Raw genomic sequence first — 17,869 nt, 5'->3', positions numbered from 1 at the left:
TACCGCTCGCTTTATGGGTCTTCCGGTCATGACAAATCCTAATTTCTGCTCTCTCTAATCCCCGAGAACGCCGTCAATAATAACGGACAGCGACTGGGACAGATCCACCTCGTAAGGTGCCTTAAGCGGCACCCCTTCCGGATCCTGCAAGATGCGGACCACGGGACGATGGGGCATATGGGCGTGAATTTTCGACACCACTCCAGTCTCCCCGGTACTCAGCTTGACCGACAAGCCGGGCGGATAGATCGCCACTTTATCCCGGAACAGCTCCAGCTTCTTTTGGTCGTACAAGGTACCTGCCCCGCCGTACAGCACTTCAGCGGCCTGATGCGGAAGCATCGCAGGCCGGTACACCCTGTGCGAGGTCATCGCATCGTAGGAGTCGGCGAGCGCCACCCACTGGGCATATTCGTGGATATCATCGCCCTTGATTCCGCGCGGATAACCTGATCCGTTAATCCTTTCATGATGCTGAAAGGCGCAGTGCGCGGCCAGGAGCGGAATATTCGGCTCGTCCTTCAGGATTTTAAAGCCGATTTGGGCATGCGCCTGCATGAGGCGGAATTCCTCATCATCCAGCTTTTGCGGCTTGAACAGCACTTTTTGGGGAATTTGGGTTTTTCCGATGTCATGCAGCAGCGAACCCAGCCCCAGCACCATCAGCTGGTCCTGCGTATAACCGCTCGCAATCCCCAGCACAAGTGAATATACGCACACATTTAAGGAATGCTTATATAAGTAATGATCTGCGGTGTTCATGTCCATCAGCATGATCATGCAGTCCTCCTGGGAACTGACATCCTCAAGAATGGACTCCATCACCTTGGAGAACTGCTTTCCGAGATGGTGATACCCTCCAGTAATCGGAGAGGCTTCGGATAACCGCTGAAAATTGACGCGAATCTTCTGAAGAGCCTGACGCCTCGTTTCCTCCCGGAGCATTTCGGGAATATCGATGCCTTCCGTCAGATGATCTTCCACATAAATATAACCGATGTCCAGCTTTTGCAGGCGGCTGATCAGCAAGGAGGTGAGCTCCACGCCTTCCGCGAGAAGCACAACACCCTCGTCGCTGTATATCTTTTTGCCGATTTTCATTCCCTGCTGCAGCATCGGAACGGGTACCAAACGCAACACGATCCACTCCTGCCTAAAATCACGGCCGCCCGGTTATTGCTTCCCAGGTCCGTTTACCTAGTTTCCCCATGCCATCCTATGTAGCCCATTCACGCTATGCGGAATTAGTCCATCACATTACGGTTCTTGGATCAGCGCATAACGAACAGCCAGAACACGGCGGCAAGCACAAACCGGTAAATGGCGAAATGGGTCAGACGAATTTTTTGAATTAATTTCATAAAAGCAAGCACAACGACATAGGCCACCACAAAAGCTATGATAAATCCGATGACGAACATGCCGATCGTATCCTTGGTCATATACTTGTACGAATCCAGCATCTCATAGCCGGAAGCGGCGCACATGATCGGAATGGCGATCAGAAACGAGAAATCGGCCGACGCCTTGTAGCTTGCCCCGCTCAGCATCCCTCCGGAAATCGTGGATCCCGAACGCGAAAATCCCGGCCATACGACAGATAAAATTTGATAAAGCCCGATCAACAGCACCTGCTTGTACGACAGGTCATCCATCGTTTCGGCGGTGATTCTGGCTTTGGACTTGTTAAACCACTCGGCAAAAATCATGAAAATCCCGCCCACAATCAGCGCCCAGATTACCGTATTTGCGCTGAACAGGCTCTTGATAAAGTCCCTGGCAAAAAAGGCCACAATGAGCGCAGGGGCGATCCCGATGATAACATGCAGCAGATTCAGTTTCTTGCCGGATCGCAGACTTCCGGATTCAGGCATGGTCCGCTTGATGCCTAGCAGATCCAGAATCCGTCTCCAATAGACGAGGGCGATCGCCAGAATGGCCCCCAGCTGAATAACGATTTCAAAGGTTTTCATGATGGGGTCCTGTTCATCATAGCCCAAGAGCTTGGACGTCAATATCATGTGCCCCGTTGAAGAGACCGGAATAAATTCCGTAACCCCCTCCACAATCCCCAAGATAATTGCAGTAATGGTATCCATTTCTTCCTCCTCTGGTCCTTCTTAAACAACCTCGATCCAACGGTGCTTGCCGCAGGTATCCAGACTTCCGGGACGCTGGAGCTCAAGTCTCAGCAGGTCCCGCAAAAACTCGGGAAGCAAATATTTCGGATCTTCCCCCCGAGAAATCTGCTCATATCCCGTCCCGAATGTAAACATGTCCAACGTTCCAACAGTGTACATCCGGTCGTCCCGCAGCGGCTCCCCCTGAAGCGAAATTTGAACAATCCTATCATAAGGGATGCGGCTTGGATCGTACAAGACTTCAATTCCGTCCACCGCGATATTGCCGAGTACATTGCCGCGGAACCCGAATCCCCGAATTTCCTTGCTCCAATATTCCGGCAGGAGGCTCTCCTCCAGGCTTCGCCGGATATGCTCCCCTTTGAGGCTGATCACGCAGGGGTTAATCGGAGATGGGCAGAGCTCGTGAAGGAGTCCCGCCGTAATTTCCCCTTCCGGCAGATCGCCCAGCAGCTGCCCCGTGTTGACAAGCGACAGCTCCGCGTCGGTAAACTGACGGACCGACTGCGCCAGCAAATTGCCGAACGGCGACTCTCCCGTATGCGTCAGGGACAGCGGCCGGTCCGTAACCGCCACAGGCTCTTTCAGGGCTTCTTCGGCCCGCTCGCGATGAATTCCAAGGGCCCGGGACACGGTTTCATCCAAAAGGCCGGTATCAACCGGCTGGCATCCTCCCTCGATGACACGGAAACGGCCGTCATCCTGTTGAGTCATGACGACCTTACCGACGTATTGACCGTACTTTCCCGCTGCGCACAGCACCGTATCACCAATCCGCAGCGGCTCTTCCAGCAGATGGTGGGTATGCCCGCCGAGAATCAGGTCAATACCCTGAATCCGTTCTGCCATCAGCCGGTCGGTAGTCAGCCCGAGGTGGGATAAAACGATCACGATGTCGGCCTCCGGACGCAGCGCCTCCACCTGCTCCTGCAACGCTTGCAGCGGCTCCAGGGCATCCCAGCCGAGCAGTTTGTAGAAGTCGGCGAACGGGGCCGTAGCTCCCGTCAGCCCGATCCGGATCCCGTCCTTGTCCAGAATGACGCGTTTCTTCATCCATGCGGGCGGCGCCGAGCTGAGCTGCTCATGGATGTTGCAGCAAATAACCGGGGACTGCAGGCCCGCATATAGGCGTTCCAGCACGTCCGGGGTAAATGTCAGCCCCTCATTGTTCCCGATCGTCACCGCCTCATATCCCGTTAAATTCAATATGTCGATGTTCGTCTGGCCCATCGTCCCCTCGGTTTCGACGGCCGTCCGGTCCATATGATCTCCTATATCCACCAGTAAAAGAGGACTCTCCGCCGCCTGAGCGCGTTCGGCGGCAGCCAGGGCTGCAATGGAACTAACCGTTTCAAAGTGGCTGTGTATATCATTCGTATGCAGGATTGTAATCGATTTTGCCTGGTTCTGCAGCATCATTGGGTAACCTCCCCTTTCACTGTTCTCGCCTTGTTAGGCCCAAATGCTCCTAGGGATAAGCATAACATTTTCAAGGTGGATATGGTATATTGAAGACATGAACTACCACGCCCGAGGAGAGAAAGAAATGCAGCTTGATATTCGATTGTTTGCCGGTCTTGCAGAACGGCTCCAAACCTCTGTTTTACCTTTGTCCGTCGAAGGGGAATCCATCACAGCCGACGGCTTGAAACAAAAGCTGACCGAATTGTACCCGGAGGCTGCCGCGCAGATCTCCGTTTCTTTTGTTGCCGTTAATCAGAATTATGCGCCGGGTGACGCGCTTATTACGGAAGGTGACGAAGTCGCCTTGATTCCGCCCGTATCGGGCGGAGACGGAAGTAGCTCAGTACAGGAAGCATCAGCAGACGGCTTATACTGTATTACCGATCAGCCGCTGTCCGTTGATGAGGTGACGTCCAAGGTGCTGGACGACAACCATGGCGCCACGCTGTCTTTTGTCGGGACAACCCGGGAGATGACGGGTGAGCAGCGCACCGTTCACTTGGAGTACGATGCGTATATCCCGATGGCACTGGCGCAGCTTGAATTGATCGGCCGTGAAATCGCCGAACGTTGGCCGGGCACGCGCTGTGCGATTTCACACCGGATCGGTACAGTCGATGTGAAAGAGATCAGCGTCATCATCGCGGTATCGACCGGGCACCGGGAGGCTTGTTATGAAGCGAGCAGGTATGCGATTGAGAAGCTCAAGCAGTCCGTGCCCATTTGGAAGAAGGAAATTTGGGAGGACGGGTCGGAATGGAAGGGACATCAAAAGGGGCCATGGGACCCGACGCTCCCCCCCTCCGTCTAAGAAGAGTTCGTTGATAATCCATATTTTTCTTGCTAATATAGATTTCAAAACAATAGGTTCCAATCTGAACAATGAGGTGACGATCAGTTTTGAGAGTTCATGTCACGGAATTACGGCCCGGTGATCGGCTTCAAGCCGATACGTTTAACGATATCGGGCTTCATGTGCTCCACAAAGGGAAGGAACTGAAGCTTGAAGAGATCAGCAAGCTGATTCAACATGGCATCGCTTATGTGGAGGTTGACCCCTCCCGGCCGGTTGAGCCGACCGCTTCATCACCGTTCCTTTCCGGTCAACCTGCATCCAAGGTGGAAGAACAGGTTGGACAAGCGGTGGAAGGGTTTGAGTCGCTGTATCTGGAAGCCCTTTCGACAGGCCGGATCAACACGACCGTCGTCAATGACATTATGGAGCCGCTGGTGGACCGGCTCAGCACCCATACCGACGTGGTCTCCCTCCTCTTGTCCATCAATCCGGAAGACGAATATACATACCAACATTCCGTTCAGGTCGGCATTCTTTCCTACTACATATCTACCTGGCTCGGGTATGCTCCCGAGGAGGCCTTCGCAGCCGGAAAAGCGGGTTTTTTGCATGACATCGGCAAATGCCTCGTCCCCGCCGAGCTGTTGTACAAACCCGGCAAGCTTACGCCGGAAGAATTCGAAGAAATGAAGCGTCATACCGTCTACGGTTACGATATCATCCGAAGCTCCACCAACGATGAAATTCCCGCGCTGGTCGCGCTGCAGCATCATGAACGTGACGACGGGAGCGGCTATCCCCACCAGTGCGGCGAGCTTGAAGTCCATCCTTTTTCGCGGATTACCGCGGTGGCCGACGTGTTTAGCGCGATGACAACGAACCGTGTGTATCAGACGAAGCAGGAACTGCTGACCGTGCTCCGCGAACTGTACAGCCTCAGCTTCGGTAAGCTGAGCCCCCGGGCAACTCAGGCGTTTATCAGCCATATGCTCCCGAACTTTATCGGCAAACGGGTCACCCTGACTTCCGGGGAAACCGGCACCATTATCATGACCAATCCGGCGGATTTCTTCCGTCCGCTTGTGAAGACCGAGGACCGGTTCATCGATCTGTCCTCTGACCGGAATATTGCCATCGATCAAATTTATATGTAACCCGTTCAATGCAAAAGAAGCCCTCGGTTGAGGGCTTCTTTTTGAATGTGGCCAGAAAAAACCGTCTATCGACGTACTTTCATAGAAGATAGACGTCTCAGAAGCTTATACCTTTCTCCTTATATCTAAAAAGCGCGCCCCGCGAAGCCGCCGTAACGGCTGCGCGGAACACGCTTTGTATGCTTACTATTAACCGATGGAGCCTTCCATCTCGAATTTGATCAGGCGGTTCATTTCGACCGCATATTCCATTGGGAGCTCCTTCGTGAACGGCTCGATGAAGCCCATAACGATCATTTGCGTCGCCTCGGCTTCAGTGAGTCCGCGGCTCATCAAGTAGAAGAGCTGATCTTCCGATACCTTGGATACCGTCGCTTCGTGCTCCAGAACGATGTTGTCGTTCTTGATCTCGTTGTACGGAATCGTATCCGAAGTGGACTCGTTATCCAGGATCAGCGTATCGCACTTGATGTTGGCTTTCGCGCCTTCCGCGTTGCGGCCGAAGGAAGCGAGACCACGGTAGGTGACCTTGCCGCCGTGCTTACTGATCGACTTCGATACGATCGTGGACGTCGTATCCGGAGCCAAGTGGATCATCTTGGCGCCTGCATCCTGATGCTGGCCTTTGCCTGCAACCGCAATGGACAGCACCATGCCTTTCGCGCCGCGTCCTTTCAGCAGCACTGCCGGATATTTCATCGTCAGCTTGGAGCCGATGTTGCCGTCTACCCATTCCATCGTGGCGTTCTCTTCAGCTACCGCCCGTTTGGTAACGAGGTTGTAGATGTTCGGCGCCCAGTTTTGGATCGTCGTGTAACGCACGCGTGCGTTTTTCTTACAGATGATCTCAACAACCGCACTGTGCAGCGAGTTCGTGCTGTAGATTGGTGCGGTACAGCCTTCGACATAATGCACGAAGCTGTCTTCGTCCGCAATGATCAGCGTACGTTCGAATTGGCCCATGTTCTCGGAATTGATCCGGAAGTAAGCCTGCAGCGGGATTTCACATTTAACGCCTTTTGGAACGTAAATGAAGCTTCCGCCGGACCATACCGCACTGTTCAGTGCAGCAAATTTGTTATCGGTAGGAGGAACGACAGTCGCAAAGTGCTCTCTGAAAATTTCAGGATGCTCTTTCAGCGCCGTGTCGGTATCCATGAAGATAACCCCTTGGTCTTCCAGGTCTTTCTGCATGTTGTGATACACAACTTCGGATTCATACTGGGCGGATACACCGGCCAGGAATTTCTGCTCGGCTTCCGGAATACCCAGCTTGTCAAAGGTTTCTTTGATCTCAGCCGGTACTTCTTCCCACGTCTTTCCTTGCTTCTCGGAAGGTCTTACGTAGTACTGGATATCGTTGAAGTCCAGTTCATCCAGGTCGCCGCCCCAGCGAGGCATTGGCATTTTCTCGAACTGCTCCAATGATTTCAGACGGAATTCAAGCATCCATTCCGGCTCGTTTTTGATTTTGGAAATTTCGGTAACAATCTCACGGGTAAGTCCTTTACCGGTTTGGAATACCGCTTTATGTTCGTCGCGGAATCCGTATTTATACTCTTCTATTTCAGGCGCTTTTTTGGCCATGAGTATTCAGCCTCCCTATCGTTAGTGGTTAATGCGTTCCTCGTCAATACCTTTCCGCAGTGCATTCCAAGCGAGCGTTGCGCATTTAATGCGGGCCGGGAACTTGTTAACTCCGGACAGGGCTTCGATATCTTCGTAATCGTCAAAATGAACGTCCTCACCCTGCATCAGCGAAGAAAAGCGTGAAGCCATTTCCTTCGCTTCCTCGAGCGTCTTGCCTTTGACCGCTTCGGTCATCATCGAGGCAGAGGACATGCTGATGGAGCAGCCCTCTCCTGTGTATCTGGCATCTTTGACCATGCCATTATCGACAATAAGCTGAAGCGAAATTTTGTCGCCGCAGGTCGGGTTGTTCAGATCCACCGTCACGGCTTCATTTTCAAATTTGCCCCGATTGCGGGGGTTTTTATAATGATCCATTATGACACGCCGGTACAAGTCGTCAAGTTCCATCATCCAAAATACTCCTTTGTCTGGATTAAGGCGCTGATCAGACGATCTACATCTTGTTCGGTATTGTATAGATAAAAGCTTGCACGGGCGGTGGCACTGGCCTCAAGCCAACGCATGAGCGGCTGGCAGCAGTGATGGCCTGCGCGGATCGCAACCCCGCTGGCATCCAGAACCGTAGCCACATCATGCGGATGCACATCTCCCAAATTGAAGGTGACCAAGCCCACTTTACGCACACGCGGACCATAAAGCTTCAGGCCTTCAATTTCCGATAACCGCTCGATCGCATACTTCGCGAGCTTCTGCTCATGCTCCTCGATTTGATCCATGCCGATTTCCTCGAGAAAATCGATGGCTGCAGCAAGCCCAACCGCTCCGGCGATAATCGGGGTGCCCCCTTCAAACTTCCAGGGCAGCTCCTTCCAGGAAGAATCGTATAGTCCGACATCGTCAATCATTTCACCGCCGAATTCCACCGGTTCCATGGATTCGAGCAGCGCCTTTTTGCCGTACAGTACACCGATGCCGGTAGGACCGCACATCTTGTGGCCGGAGAATGCGTAGAAGTCGCAATCCAGATTCTGAACATCGATCTTCATGTGAGGCGTGCTCTGGGCGCCGTCCACGACCATATACGCGCCGTGGCGGTGCGCCAGCTCGGCAACTTCCTTCACCGGGTTAACCACGCCCATGACGTTGGACACATAGCCCATCGCGATGATCTTGGTTTTCTCGGTGACGACTTTCTCGACTTCGGCCAAAGTGACTGAACCGTCTTCTTGTAGTTTAACATATTTCAAAGTGGCGCCGGTGGCTTTTGCCACCTGCTGCCAAGGAATTAGATTACTGTGGTGTTCCAACGGGGTCAGGACGATTTCATCGCCTTCCTGGCAAATCGAGCGCCCGAACGAGGAAGCCACCAGGTTCAGGGCTGTCGTCGTTCCCCGCGTAAAAATAATTTCCTTCGTGCTCTTCGCATTAATGAACTTAGCTACCTTCTCGCGCGCGCCTTCATAAGCATCCGTTGCACGGCTTCCAAGCGTATGCACCCCGCGGTGCACGTTGGCGTTGTCATGCTCGTAATAGCGTTTGACAGCCTCGATCACAGCGAGCGGTTTCTGGGAAGTCGCCGCATTATCAAGATATACCAACGGGTGGCCGTTTATTTCCTGATTCAGGATGGGAAACTGCTCGAGAATGTCGCGGTTCATTGTCCCAACTTCCCTTCGATGACCGATTGAAGCTGCGTGCGCAGGCCTTCAAGCGGAATCTGAGATACGACCGGTGCCAGGAATCCATAAATGATCAGGGATTCGGCAACTTCGCGGGAAATCCCGCGGGACATCAGGTAGTAAATTTGTTCAGGGTTGACCTGGCCGACGGATGCTGCATGACCTGCCTTAACGTCGTCCTCGTCGATCAGCAGGATCGGGTTGGCGTCACCGCGTGCTTTCGGACTCAGCATCAGCACTTTCTCCGTCTGCTGTCCGTCGGATTTGGTCGCGCCCTTCTCGATCTTGGTGATGCCGTTGATGATGGCCTGTGCTTCTTCACGCATGACCGCACGGGTAATCATTTGGCTCTCGGAACTCTTGCCGAAGTGGTTCGCACGAGTCGTGTAGTTCAGCTTCTGAGAACCGGAGCCGACGGCGATGATCTTGGAATCGGACGTCGATCCGTTTCCTTTCAGAATCGAGTAAGTATCGCTGGCGGTATCGCCGCTGTTCATTTCGCCGACGATCCATTCCATGGACGCGTCGTTCTCGATCACGGCACGGCGGTAGCTGATGTCCGTCACGTTCGTGCCCATTTGATGAATGGTCGCAAACCGGACTTTCGCTCCCGATTTGGCGAATACCTCAACGGCGCCGTTATGAGTGACCGGTTTACCGGATGTTCCGGATACATAGTTATCTACATAGGTTACAGAACTGTTCGAATCGGCAATGACCAGAATATGAGGAGCAAAAGTAGCTTCCTCGTCATCTGTCAGCAGAACGGCCTGCAGCGGTACGGATACCTCCACATTTTTTGGAACATACAGGAACACCCCGCCGTTCCACAATGCGGCATGCAGTGCGGCTACGGAGCTCTCATCCGCTGTAACAGCCGTATGAAGGTGAGCCTTAACGAGATCCTCGTGCTCCTTCACCGCCGTCGCCAGATCGGTGAAAATGACGCCTTGAGCAGCAAGCTCAGGGGACAGCTTCGTATACACGGTTCCGGAATTGCGCTGGATAATCAGGTTGCCCGCTTCCTGGTCCTTGATCAGTTCCTGAATCGATTCAGGAGCTTCAGCCAGGGATGCAATCGGGCTTACCGATTTGAAGCTTCCGTAGTTTTGAATGTCCCAGCGTTCGATTCTCGTTTTTTCGAGTTTCGGCAGCTCGAGGGTTGCCGCGAGTTCCAATGCTTTCAGACGATTTTCCGTGAGCCAGGCCGGCTCGTTGCTGCCCTTCGACAGCGCGCTCAGGCCTTCAGCGTTAACCGGAAGAATGGTTTGTGTTGTCATCTTCGTTCTCCTCCTTCCGTTATCTTTACGCTTCTTGACCTACAGTTTCGTCTTCGATGCCGAGCTCTTCCTTCACCCAATCGTAACCTTCCGCTTCCAGGCGCTCCGCCAGTTCAGGACCACCGGATTTCACGATGCGGCCCTGCATCATAACATGTACAAAATCAGGCTTCACATAGTTAAGCAGGCGCTGATAGTGGGTAATAATCAAGAAACCGCGGTCGTCGCTGCGCATCGCGTTTACACCGCTGGCAACAATTTTCAAAGCGTCGATATCCAGACCGGAGTCGATTTCGTCCAGGATGACGATGCTTGGTTCGATCATCATCATTTGCAAAATTTCGTTCCGCTTCTTCTCACCGCCGGAGAAGCCTTCGTTCAAATAACGATGGGCAAACTCAGGGTTCATATCGAGTTCTTTCATCTTCGCTTCCATTTGACGGATGAAACGAATCAGCGAAATTTCATTGCCCTCTTCACGGCGTGCATTGATGGCACTGCGAAGGAAGTCGGAATTGGTCACGCCCGTAATTTCGCTCGGGTACTGCATAGCCAGGAACAGGCCGGCCCGCGCACGCTCGTCAACGCCCATTTCCAGAACGTCTTCGCCGTTCAGGGTTACGCTGCCGTCCGTTACTTCGTATTTAGGATGTCCCATCAAAGCGGAAGCAAGTGTACTTTTACCGGTACCGTTAGGTCCCATGATGGCGTGGATTTCTCCGCCCTTCATTTCCAGGTTGATGCCTTTCAGGATTTCCTTGCCCTCGATTGTCGCTTTAAGTCCTTCAATGGTGAAATTAGTAGCCATATTCGTTTTTCCCTCCGTTAAATGTTTTGCCGAAATCAGAAAGTCTATTTCAACAGGGACGCGCTCCCCGATTTCAATCAATCATTATTATCAATTTGTAATGAGTCTAAATTGATTCTCAATGATTATCACAATTTTATAATAAATGGCGAATCATATCAACCGCCCGTCGGAGTAAACCTGGTGTTTCATTACAGAAACAGGCTTCGCCGCGGTTGCAGCCAAGCCTGTTTCCTTACAATATCAAATTTTTCCATGGATGCTGTTCATGACGAACGGTTTCGCGGAAGTTCTGCAGCATCCGGCAACGGAGCTATCGTTCTCACCACCGGCTGGCATTTCGTGAACATTCTGCGATATGTTATGGATTGCATTTTCACATCCAAGGAACAGCAGCATGGAGGATCCTGACAACCGCGCAGACGCTCGGATTCATGACCGGGAACAGCCGCCAGAGACCGGATCCCATTTCTCAATTTCCCGTACGTCCGATTCATGTCTGATTAATCAAAAAGGCAACGCGGTCTTATACGTTATGCCGTCAAAGGTTGATCCGGGACACAAAAAGTGCGCTGGCGGCCAGCGCACTTCCGGGCTTTCGCGAAAGAAGCATCCCTTATCCCAGGTAAGAACGGAGCATCCACATATGCTTTTCGAGATCGCTCTTGATCTTGATAAACATATCGGCCGTTGGATGGTCGCCGGCTTCCTCCGCCAGGCTGATTCCTTCGCTCATTTCCTCGGCAACGGTGGCAAAGTCCTCGATCAGGGTCTGCACCATTTTGCGCTGGTCTTCATTACCGGAAGCTTCCTGAATGGTTGCGATGTCCAGGTACTCCTTCATCGTCGCAGCCGGGCTTCCTTTAATCGTAAGCAGCCGTTCAGCCACTTCGTCCATTTTCAGCGTAATATCGTCGTACAGCTCTTCAAATTTTACGTGGAGGGTAAAGAAATGCTCACCCTTTACATACCAATGGTAATTATGGATTTTGACATACAGGACGTTCAGGTTCGCAACTTGTTGGTTTAGGATTTGCTCCAAAGTGGATGTTTTTGATTTGGATGACGTTTTTGCCATGAATATCCCTTCCTTTTTTAAGTATATGGCCTTCCCTCTCCATTGCCGCATACAACGGCAGCTTCGGGGTCCGGCTGGAGTTTTCGTATAAGTATGGGGAGGCTCTTCCGAGAGTAATCTGGGCTGCGTGCCTCCCTGCCCTTATCTTACCCTTCAACCCGCTGCACGAAACAATTGCCCATAAATGGCAGGGTCTTTCGTTTTCAAACGCTCTCACTGAAAAAAAGATTCAAAAGAGGTCGGCAATCCGATATACTGTTTTATAACCAAGTGAACAAGTTGGCTTTATTCGCGTTTCCTTATTATACGGAGGTGACTTCCATGTCCACATATCACCCGCTCACCGTCCAAGACGCCATTTCTCTCGTCCGCGGCATTCCGGGGCATTTCACGCCTGATGCGCAGCTGGAATGCAAAGAAATCGGGGACGGCAACCTGAACTTAGTGTTCCATATTACGGACCGGAACAGCGATAAAAGTATCATTGTCAAACAAGCCCTTCCTTATGCGAAGGTGGTCGGGGAATCCTGGCCGTTGTCCCTGGACCGGGCACGCATTGAACGCGAGGCGCTTCAAGTGCAGTACCGCCTGTGTCCCGGACTGGCACCGCAGGTGTTCTCCTACGACGATGACCTGGCGATAACCGTCATGGAAGACCTGAGCGACCATACGATTATGCGCAAAGGGCTGATCGAAGGACAAGCCTATCCGTTGTTTGCCCGCCATATCGGCGAATTTACGGCAAGAACGCTGTTCTATACCTCGGAGCTGTTCCTGAACCCGCAGGAAAAGAAAGAACAGGTACGTAAATTCATCAATCCGGATCTGTGCAAAATTACCGAGGATTTGATCTTTGACGATCCATACCGGTTTTCCGATAACAACAACTATCCGGACTATCTGGAGGATCAGGCGAAGGAGCTGCGGGAGAACGGCAAGCTCCATCTGGAAGTCGCCCTGCTCCGGGAAGCCTTCCTGACCCGGACCGAAGCGCTGGTTCACGGCGACCTGCATACCGGCAGCATTTTCGTCACACCGGAATCGACCAAAGTGATCGATCCCGAGTTTGCCTACTACGGGCCGATGGGCTTCGACCTCGGCGCCATCATCGGCAACCTGCTGCTGAACTACGCTTCCCGGCCAGGCTGGGATGCCGCAGAATCGGAGGTTCTCGGCAATCAAGAGCGTCTTCTGCGCATGGCTTCGGACGTATGGTCCGAATTTGAAATCCGCTTCCGCAAGCTGTGGGATGAGGATGCCAGGGACCCGCTTGCGAAAGCACCCGGCTACCAGGACGCCTACGTGGCCAAAGTACTGCGGGATGCCTGCGGATTCGCCGGCTGCAAAATGATCCGGCGCATCGTCGGCTTGTCCCATGTGGCCGACATCGACACGATCGCGGACGTAAAGCTGCGGGAGAAGGCGCAGCGTACGGCGCTGGCTATCGGCAAACAGCTCGTTCTATTCAACCGGACCATCCAGTCCGGCGAAGACATCGTCCGGCTGGTGAAGGAAGCCGAGCCGCTTAAAGGAGCCGTAAAATGAGTAATGACAACCAAGAACAAACACAACGACGCAGTGAACCGTTAACTTCCGTCCAATGGGGCGGCGACAAGCTGATCCTGCTGGATCAGCGCCTGCTTCCGGACGCCATCGTCTATCTGGATTTATACACGCCGGAAGAAGTGTGGGAATCCATCCATGCGATGAAAGTCCGGGGCGCACCGGCCATCGGCATCGCCGCCGCTTACGGCGTGGTGCTCGGGGCGCGCCAGTATGGAGGCGTCGATGCCGCCGCCTGGGACGACCATGTCGTCAAGGTCAGCGCCTATCTGGCCACCTCGCGGCCGACGGCGGTCAATCTGTTCTGGGCGCTGGACCGGATGAAAGGGAAAGCGCATGAGCTGGCCGGCCGGGGAGGCAGCGTTGCCGACCTGAACGAGGCCCTGCTCGCCGAGGCCAACGCGATTCAAGCGGAGGACGAGGAAGTGTGCCGCCGCATCGGGGAGAATGCACTGCCCCTGTTCCGGGACGGCATGGGCGTGCTCACCCACTGCAATGCAGGCGGGCTGGCTACGGCCAAATACGGAACGGCGACCGCGCCGATGTATTTGGCCCAGGAACAGGGCATACAGCTGAAAGTGTATGCCGATGAGACGCGCCCTGTGCTGCAGGGCGCGCGGCTGACGGCCTTCGAGCTCCAGCAGGCCGGAATTGACGTGACGCTGCTCTGCGATAACATGGCAGGCATGGTCATGTCCAAGGGATGGGTGCAGGCGGTGATCGTCGGCACCGACCGGGTGGCCGCCAACGGCGACGTCGCCAACAAGATCGGCACCTACAGCCTGGCCGTGCTGGCCAAGGCCCATGGCATTCCGTTCTACGTCGCCTGCCCGTTGTCGACCATCGATCTGAACACCCCTACAGGGGACAACATCCCGATTGAAGAGCGGCCGGCTGAGGAAGTCACCGAGGGCTTCGGGAAGAGAACCGCTCCCGAAGGCATCAAGGTCTACAATCCGGCGTTTGATGTCACGCCTCACGAATATGTAACAGCCATCATCACGGAAAAGGGGATCGTCAAGGCGCCATTCGCCGAGAACCTCGCCGCCCTCTTCCAAGCTTAATGAACTTGGCCAATGTGGCTTCGTTTCGGGCTAGTGTCTCTAATCGCCGAAATGCCACCGGCTCAGCCAGCCCTGGCAGGGCTGGCTTTTTATTGCTTTCCAGTCGGCGGCCGTGAGGCCATTACACCATTTTTAACAGAGCTTCATGCCCTGGCATGCCCGGAACGATTCCGAGCGCCTCGGCCTCGGTCGTCACCGACTCCAGCGGCGCTTCAAGCAGCTCCTGCAGCGTTTTGACGCCGACAGCCCGGCCCGCAATGATTTTTCGCTCCGCCAGTCTCGTGTTAAGCAGGCCTACGTCCAGCGCCCCGCACATAATGTACCCTTTCGGCGAGTTGATCGTGAGCAGCGTCGTCTTGGGCAGCTTGACCTCTACCCCGACAAAGCTGTGGCCCCCGACGGTAATCGGTACCATAGTCACCATTCAGCTGTACACCTCCCCAGGCGTGATATCCATCCAGCATCATTGTATTCGCCCTGGGGAATGGGTGACTGTGCGTACGTCCATAACCAAAATGCGCCGAAATAAATAGGAAGAAAGTTGCTTTCCACTCCGACATTAGGACTATGATTCTATTCACATTCATGATATTATTTAGTCACTTTCATATCTAATTTGAACGTATAGTTTGGGGGATCCATGGACAACAATCAATCCAATGACGAATCTGGTTTTTTATTCAACGTCGACATCTTAGTGAAAAGTCCCTCTAATGCCCTGGCGCTTCAAGAACTCCTCGGCATGCTGAACGGCAACGGGCATATTGCGGATTTTCGCATCAAATCGGGAATTGAACTGGGGCGGATGATTGAATCGATGCTTCAGGACAAGCGCAAATCTCTCCTTTCCAAAGAAGAGCCTCCCCGCCCGTCCGTTCCCCCTGCTCCGATCAAGGAAGCGGAACTGCGTACAGCGGCCGTAGGGAAAAATGCAAAAAGCCAGCCGCCCCGAAACCCGGTGCATGGCGGTTCGGACATTTATGATTGGATTCAGGTATACATCCGTGACAACCGGCTGATCCGGCTGACGGCCAACCGGAGCGGGCAGCACATTCATATGCCGTGCCGGATCCTGAATTATGATGAGGAACAGCAGATGCTGAACGTATATCACGTGGATGAGAAACAGGTTTATACCTTTAAGCTGAACGAAGTGGACGAGGTCATCTAATAGGATAAGGATGCCGTTTCTCCGAAGCGTATAACACTAAAACAAGCCCGTCCCGGCTCACTAAGCCGAAGACGGGCTTTCTTCTGTTCTCCTCCGATATGGAGGGGTCAGGCTCGTCTGCGCGATGCGGCTTCCGCAATCAGGCAGATCCAGCCGATGATGAAGGCAACGCCTCCAAGCGGCGTAATGGCGCCAAGCACTTTGATCCCAGTGATGGCGAGAACATACAGACTTCCGGAAAACAGAATGATCCCGACCAGCAGCAGCCATCCCGCCCAGGCCAGCTTGCGCGAATCCCCCCATAACCCCGCAACGACCCCAATCAGTATGATCCCCAAGGCGTGCGCCATATGATATTGAACCCCTGTTTCATAAACCTTCATCGCCGACTCTCCGACGATAGGTTCCAGCATGTGGGCTCCGAATGCTCCGATCACCACGGACAGCATCGCCATCAGGGCGCCGGTCAATATAAATTTGCGCTGCACATCGACAACTCCTTTGGATGTTCCTAATCTATATAGATTGAACTAAAGCCCGTTAGAATATGATTTTCTTTAGTTCATTCTATCTACTAACAAACTGTTAACTATTTTAACCGATCGGACGCCGCCTTTTCCACCACCATGGCACAAGACTGCCCAAATCAGCTTGATTTTTACGGGATCTTATGAAAAAGTAAGAAGCATATCTATCGATTCGAAGGAGAGAGTGATTTCATGGATTCAAACCAGCCTCCGCACCAGCCGGACGGATTCCAGCAGAACCCGGGGCCCCATTCGCCCCATGCTCAGTTCGTTCCCGCTGCTGCGCTGAAGCATTCCGGGCCCGGCATCGCATCCTTTGTCATGGGCCTGGTCAGTTTGCTGGGTTATATCATCAGTGCCGCGGCAGCAGGCGCCATTATGGCTCCTTATCTCGAAGAAGGCATGCTGGACGGTCCGAATTCCAATGCGGTCCTTAGCCTCGGCGTCGTCGGTCTGCTGATGATCGCACTGGTTGTCATCAACGTGGTCGGAACGATTCTGGGCATCGTGGGGACGGCCATCAAGAACCGCAAAAAGATCTTTGCCATCATCGGGCTTATTGTGAATGCCGTCATCGTGCTCAGTATCGGCTTGTTCTTTATATACTTCATGGCCTCTGCCGCAGTCTAGCGGTCTTTACCCGCAGTCCAGCAGTCTATTAGAAGAAAAAGGTGATCTTATGTCTCAAGTCAAAATATTTGCCGACAGCACATGCGACCTTCCTCACGATTGGATCAAAGCCCATGACATCGGCATTATTCCGCTGTACGTTACGTTCGGGGACCAGAATTACAGGGACGGCGTCGACTTAACGACACCCGAATTGTATGCCAAGGTGGAGCAGACGGGCAGCCTTCCCAAGACGGCCGCTCCGTCTCCGTCCGATTTTATCGCGGCATTCACCCCGTTTGTGGAAGAAGGACGGGATATCGTTTATATCAGCCTGTCGTCCGAGCTATCCTCGACTTATCAGAACGCGCTGATCGCAGGTGAGGAGTTCCCGGAGGGACGAATCACGGTCGTGGATTCACGGAATCTGACCACCGGCATCGGCCTGCTGGTCATGAAAGCGGTGGCCGCGGCAGAACAGGGGAAAAGCGCCCGTGAAATCGCCGGCATCGTGGAGACCGTTAAGCCGCTCGTAGAGACCGAATTCGTCATTGATTCGCTGGAATATCTGTACAAGGGCGGACGCTGCACAGGCATGCAGAACCTCATGAGCAGCCTGCTCAAGATCCGGCCGGTCATCAAGGTGATCGACGGTAAGATGACTCCGGCCTACAAGGTCCGCGGCAAGCGGGAAAAAGCCTTGGAGCAGATGGTCAACAATGCGCTGGACAAGAAGGACGAGATGGACAACGACCTCATCTTCGTCACCCATTCCATGGCGGCTGAGGACGCGGAAGCGATCAAAAGGCTGCTGGAACAAAAAACCGGCGCCCGCAAGGTTGCCCTCTCGGATGCCGGCTGCGTCATTAGCTCCCACTGCGGTGCCAAAACGATCGGAATCATTTATTCCAAAAAAGCCTGATTTTCAGGCTTTTTTTCTTT

18 protein-coding genes are annotated in these 17,869 nt (G+C 53.4%); 7 read left to right on the top strand and 11 right to left on the bottom strand.

All coding sequences use genetic code 11. The annotated features are described in order from the left end of the window. Positions 1–54: 54 nt before the first annotated feature. From GCU45_RS23580 to GCU45_RS23570, 3 genes are all read right to left on the bottom strand, one after another. Positions 55–1,137: an HD-GYP domain-containing protein gene (locus tag GCU45_RS23580; RefSeq protein WP_244364660.1), complete on the bottom strand. Its 1,083-nt coding sequence runs from the start codon at positions 1,135–1,137 to the stop codon at positions 55–57. Positions 1,138–1,271: 134 nt separating this feature from the next. Beyond that, positions 1,272–2,099: an undecaprenyl-diphosphate phosphatase gene (locus GCU45_RS23575; RefSeq protein WP_105441764.1), complete on the bottom strand. Its 828-nt coding sequence runs from the start codon at positions 2,097–2,099 to the stop codon at positions 1,272–1,274. Positions 2,100–2,120: 21 nt separating this feature from the next. Next, positions 2,121–3,557, bottom strand: coding sequence for a bifunctional metallophosphatase/5'-nucleotidase (locus GCU45_RS23570; protein ID WP_425281303.1), 1,437 nt, complete (start codon positions 3,555–3,557; stop codon positions 2,121–2,123). 130 nt (positions 3,558–3,687) lie between these two features. Here GCU45_RS23570 and moaD point away from each other — a divergent pair, with 130 nt between their 5' ends. Further along, complete coding sequence (gene moaD, locus GCU45_RS23565; protein ID WP_076170494.1) at positions 3,688–4,416, top strand: molybdopterin converting factor subunit 1; 729 nt, start codon at positions 3,688–3,690, stop codon at positions 4,414–4,416. Between the two features lie 89 nt (positions 4,417–4,505). Next, positions 4,506–5,555, top strand: coding sequence for an HD-GYP domain-containing protein (locus GCU45_RS23560; RefSeq protein WP_152400962.1), 1,050 nt, complete (start codon positions 4,506–4,508; stop codon positions 5,553–5,555). A 189-nt stretch (positions 5,556–5,744) separates the two neighbouring features. On the opposite strand, the gene sufB is transcribed toward GCU45_RS23560, so the two are convergent. From sufB to GCU45_RS23530, 6 genes are all read right to left on the bottom strand, one after another. Next, positions 5,745–7,142, bottom strand: coding sequence for a Fe-S cluster assembly protein SufB (gene sufB, locus GCU45_RS23555; protein ID WP_076170496.1), 1,398 nt, complete (start codon positions 7,140–7,142; stop codon positions 5,745–5,747). A gap of 21 nt (positions 7,143–7,163) precedes the next feature. Further along, positions 7,164–7,595 (bottom strand): Fe-S cluster assembly sulfur transfer protein SufU, encoded by a 432-nt coding sequence (sufU, locus tag GCU45_RS23550; protein ID WP_116232670.1) that lies wholly within the window; start codon positions 7,593–7,595, stop codon positions 7,164–7,166. Further along, entirely contained in the window at positions 7,595–8,806 is a 1,212-nt protein-coding gene (locus tag GCU45_RS23545; RefSeq protein ID WP_152400960.1) for a cysteine desulfurase, read from the bottom strand. The genes sufU and GCU45_RS23545 overlap by 1 nt, the downstream gene beginning before the upstream one ends. Beyond that, on the bottom strand, positions 8,803–10,107 hold the full coding sequence (sufD, locus tag GCU45_RS23540; RefSeq protein ID WP_152400957.1) for a Fe-S cluster assembly protein SufD: 1,305 nt from the start codon (positions 10,105–10,107) through the stop codon (positions 8,803–8,805). The genes GCU45_RS23545 and sufD overlap by 4 nt, the downstream gene beginning before the upstream one ends. Before the next feature lie 25 nt (positions 10,108–10,132). Continuing rightward, complete coding sequence (gene sufC / locus GCU45_RS23535) at positions 10,133–10,915, bottom strand: Fe-S cluster assembly ATPase SufC (protein WP_076170499.1); 783 nt, start codon at positions 10,913–10,915, stop codon at positions 10,133–10,135. Positions 10,916–11,531: 616 nt separating this feature from the next. Then, the gene (locus tag GCU45_RS23530; protein WP_076170500.1) at positions 11,532–11,993 is read right to left on the bottom strand and encodes a Dps family protein; all 462 of its coding nucleotides are present in this window, start codon (positions 11,991–11,993) and stop codon (positions 11,532–11,534) included. A gap of 321 nt (positions 11,994–12,314) precedes the next feature. On the opposite strand from GCU45_RS23530, the gene mtnK reads away from it, so the two are divergent. Both mtnK and mtnA read left to right on the top strand, forming a co-directional pair. Then, entirely contained in the window at positions 12,315–13,538 is a 1,224-nt protein-coding gene (gene mtnK, locus GCU45_RS23525; protein WP_152400955.1) for an S-methyl-5-thioribose kinase, read from the top strand. Then, entirely contained in the window at positions 13,535–14,620 is a 1,086-nt protein-coding gene (mtnA, locus tag GCU45_RS23520; RefSeq protein ID WP_145136099.1) for an S-methyl-5-thioribose-1-phosphate isomerase, read from the top strand. The genes mtnK and mtnA overlap by 4 nt, the downstream gene beginning before the upstream one ends. Positions 14,621–14,741: 121 nt before the next feature. Here mtnA and GCU45_RS23515 read toward each other — a convergent pair whose 3' ends face one another. After that, the gene (locus GCU45_RS23515) at positions 14,742–15,044 is read right to left on the bottom strand and encodes a YunC family protein (RefSeq protein ID WP_076170502.1); all 303 of its coding nucleotides are present in this window, start codon (positions 15,042–15,044) and stop codon (positions 14,742–14,744) included. 216 nt (positions 15,045–15,260) lie between these two features. Here GCU45_RS23515 and GCU45_RS23510 point away from each other — a divergent pair, with 216 nt between their 5' ends. Next, positions 15,261–15,791, top strand: coding sequence for a hypothetical protein (locus tag GCU45_RS23510; protein ID WP_152400953.1), 531 nt, complete (start codon positions 15,261–15,263; stop codon positions 15,789–15,791). Positions 15,792–15,898: 107 nt separating this feature from the next. On the opposite strand, the gene GCU45_RS23505 is transcribed toward GCU45_RS23510, so the two are convergent. Then, positions 15,899–16,279, bottom strand: a complete 381-nt coding sequence (locus tag GCU45_RS23505; protein ID WP_152400951.1) for a DUF423 domain-containing protein — start codon at positions 16,277–16,279, stop codon at positions 15,899–15,901. 231 nt (positions 16,280–16,510) lie between these two features. On the opposite strand from GCU45_RS23505, the gene GCU45_RS23500 reads away from it, so the two are divergent. Together GCU45_RS23500 and GCU45_RS23495 are read left to right on the top strand one after the other, a co-directional pair. Further along, positions 16,511–16,948, top strand: a complete 438-nt coding sequence (locus GCU45_RS23500; protein ID WP_152400949.1) for a hypothetical protein — start codon at positions 16,511–16,513, stop codon at positions 16,946–16,948. A gap of 49 nt (positions 16,949–16,997) precedes the next feature. Then, complete coding sequence (locus GCU45_RS23495; protein WP_152400947.1) at positions 16,998–17,849, top strand: DegV family protein; 852 nt, start codon at positions 16,998–17,000, stop codon at positions 17,847–17,849. The last annotated feature ends 20 nt before the right edge of the window (positions 17,850–17,869 follow it).

Origin of the sequence: Paenibacillus cellulositrophicus (genome assembly GCF_009363095.1) — a bacterium.
GTDB classification, from domain to species: Bacteria; Bacillota; Bacilli; order Paenibacillales; family Paenibacillaceae; genus Paenibacillus_AQ; species Paenibacillus_AQ favisporus.
This window is presented reverse-complemented; position numbering and strand designations above follow the sequence as displayed.

What these genes read in the sequence shown, in the direction of transcription:
- sufC (WP_076170499.1), bottom strand. Translation starts at nt 10,915, where the DNA reads ATGGCTACTAATTTCACCATTGAAGGACTTAAAGCGACAATCGAGGGC.
- sufD (WP_152400957.1), bottom strand. Translation starts at nt 10,107, where the DNA reads ATGACAACACAAACCATTCTTCCGGTTAACGCTGAAGGCCTGAGCGCG.
- moaD (WP_076170494.1), top strand. Translation starts at nt 3,688, where the DNA reads ATGCAGCTTGATATTCGATTGTTTGCCGGTCTTGCAGAACGGCTCCAA.
- GCU45_RS23510 (WP_152400953.1), top strand. Translation starts at nt 15,261, where the DNA reads ATGGACAACAATCAATCCAATGACGAATCTGGTTTTTTATTCAACGTC.
- mtnK (WP_152400955.1), top strand. Translation starts at nt 12,315, where the DNA reads ATGTCCACATATCACCCGCTCACCGTCCAAGACGCCATTTCTCTCGTC.
- GCU45_RS23515 (WP_076170502.1), bottom strand. Translation starts at nt 15,044, where the DNA reads ATGGTGACTATGGTACCGATTACCGTCGGGGGCCACAGCTTTGTCGGG.
- GCU45_RS23530 (WP_076170500.1), bottom strand. Translation starts at nt 11,993, where the DNA reads ATGGCAAAAACGTCATCCAAATCAAAAACATCCACTTTGGAGCAAATC.
- sufB (WP_076170496.1), bottom strand. Translation starts at nt 7,142, where the DNA reads ATGGCCAAAAAAGCGCCTGAAATAGAAGAGTATAAATACGGATTCCGC.
- GCU45_RS23545 (WP_152400960.1), bottom strand. Translation starts at nt 8,806, where the DNA reads ATGAACCGCGACATTCTCGAGCAGTTTCCCATCCTGAATCAGGAAATA.
- GCU45_RS23575 (WP_105441764.1), bottom strand. Translation starts at nt 2,099, where the DNA reads ATGGATACCATTACTGCAATTATCTTGGGGATTGTGGAGGGGGTTACG.
- sufU (WP_116232670.1), bottom strand. Translation starts at nt 7,595, where the DNA reads ATGGAACTTGACGACTTGTACCGGCGTGTCATAATGGATCATTATAAA.
- GCU45_RS23570 (WP_425281303.1), bottom strand. Translation starts at nt 3,557, where the DNA reads ATGCTGCAGAACCAGGCAAAATCGATTACAATCCTGCATACGAATGAT.
- GCU45_RS23500 (WP_152400949.1), top strand. Translation starts at nt 16,511, where the DNA reads ATGGATTCAAACCAGCCTCCGCACCAGCCGGACGGATTCCAGCAGAAC.
- mtnA (WP_145136099.1), top strand. Translation starts at nt 13,535, where the DNA reads ATGAGTAATGACAACCAAGAACAAACACAACGACGCAGTGAACCGTTA.
- GCU45_RS23495 (WP_152400947.1), top strand. Translation starts at nt 16,998, where the DNA reads ATGTCTCAAGTCAAAATATTTGCCGACAGCACATGCGACCTTCCTCAC.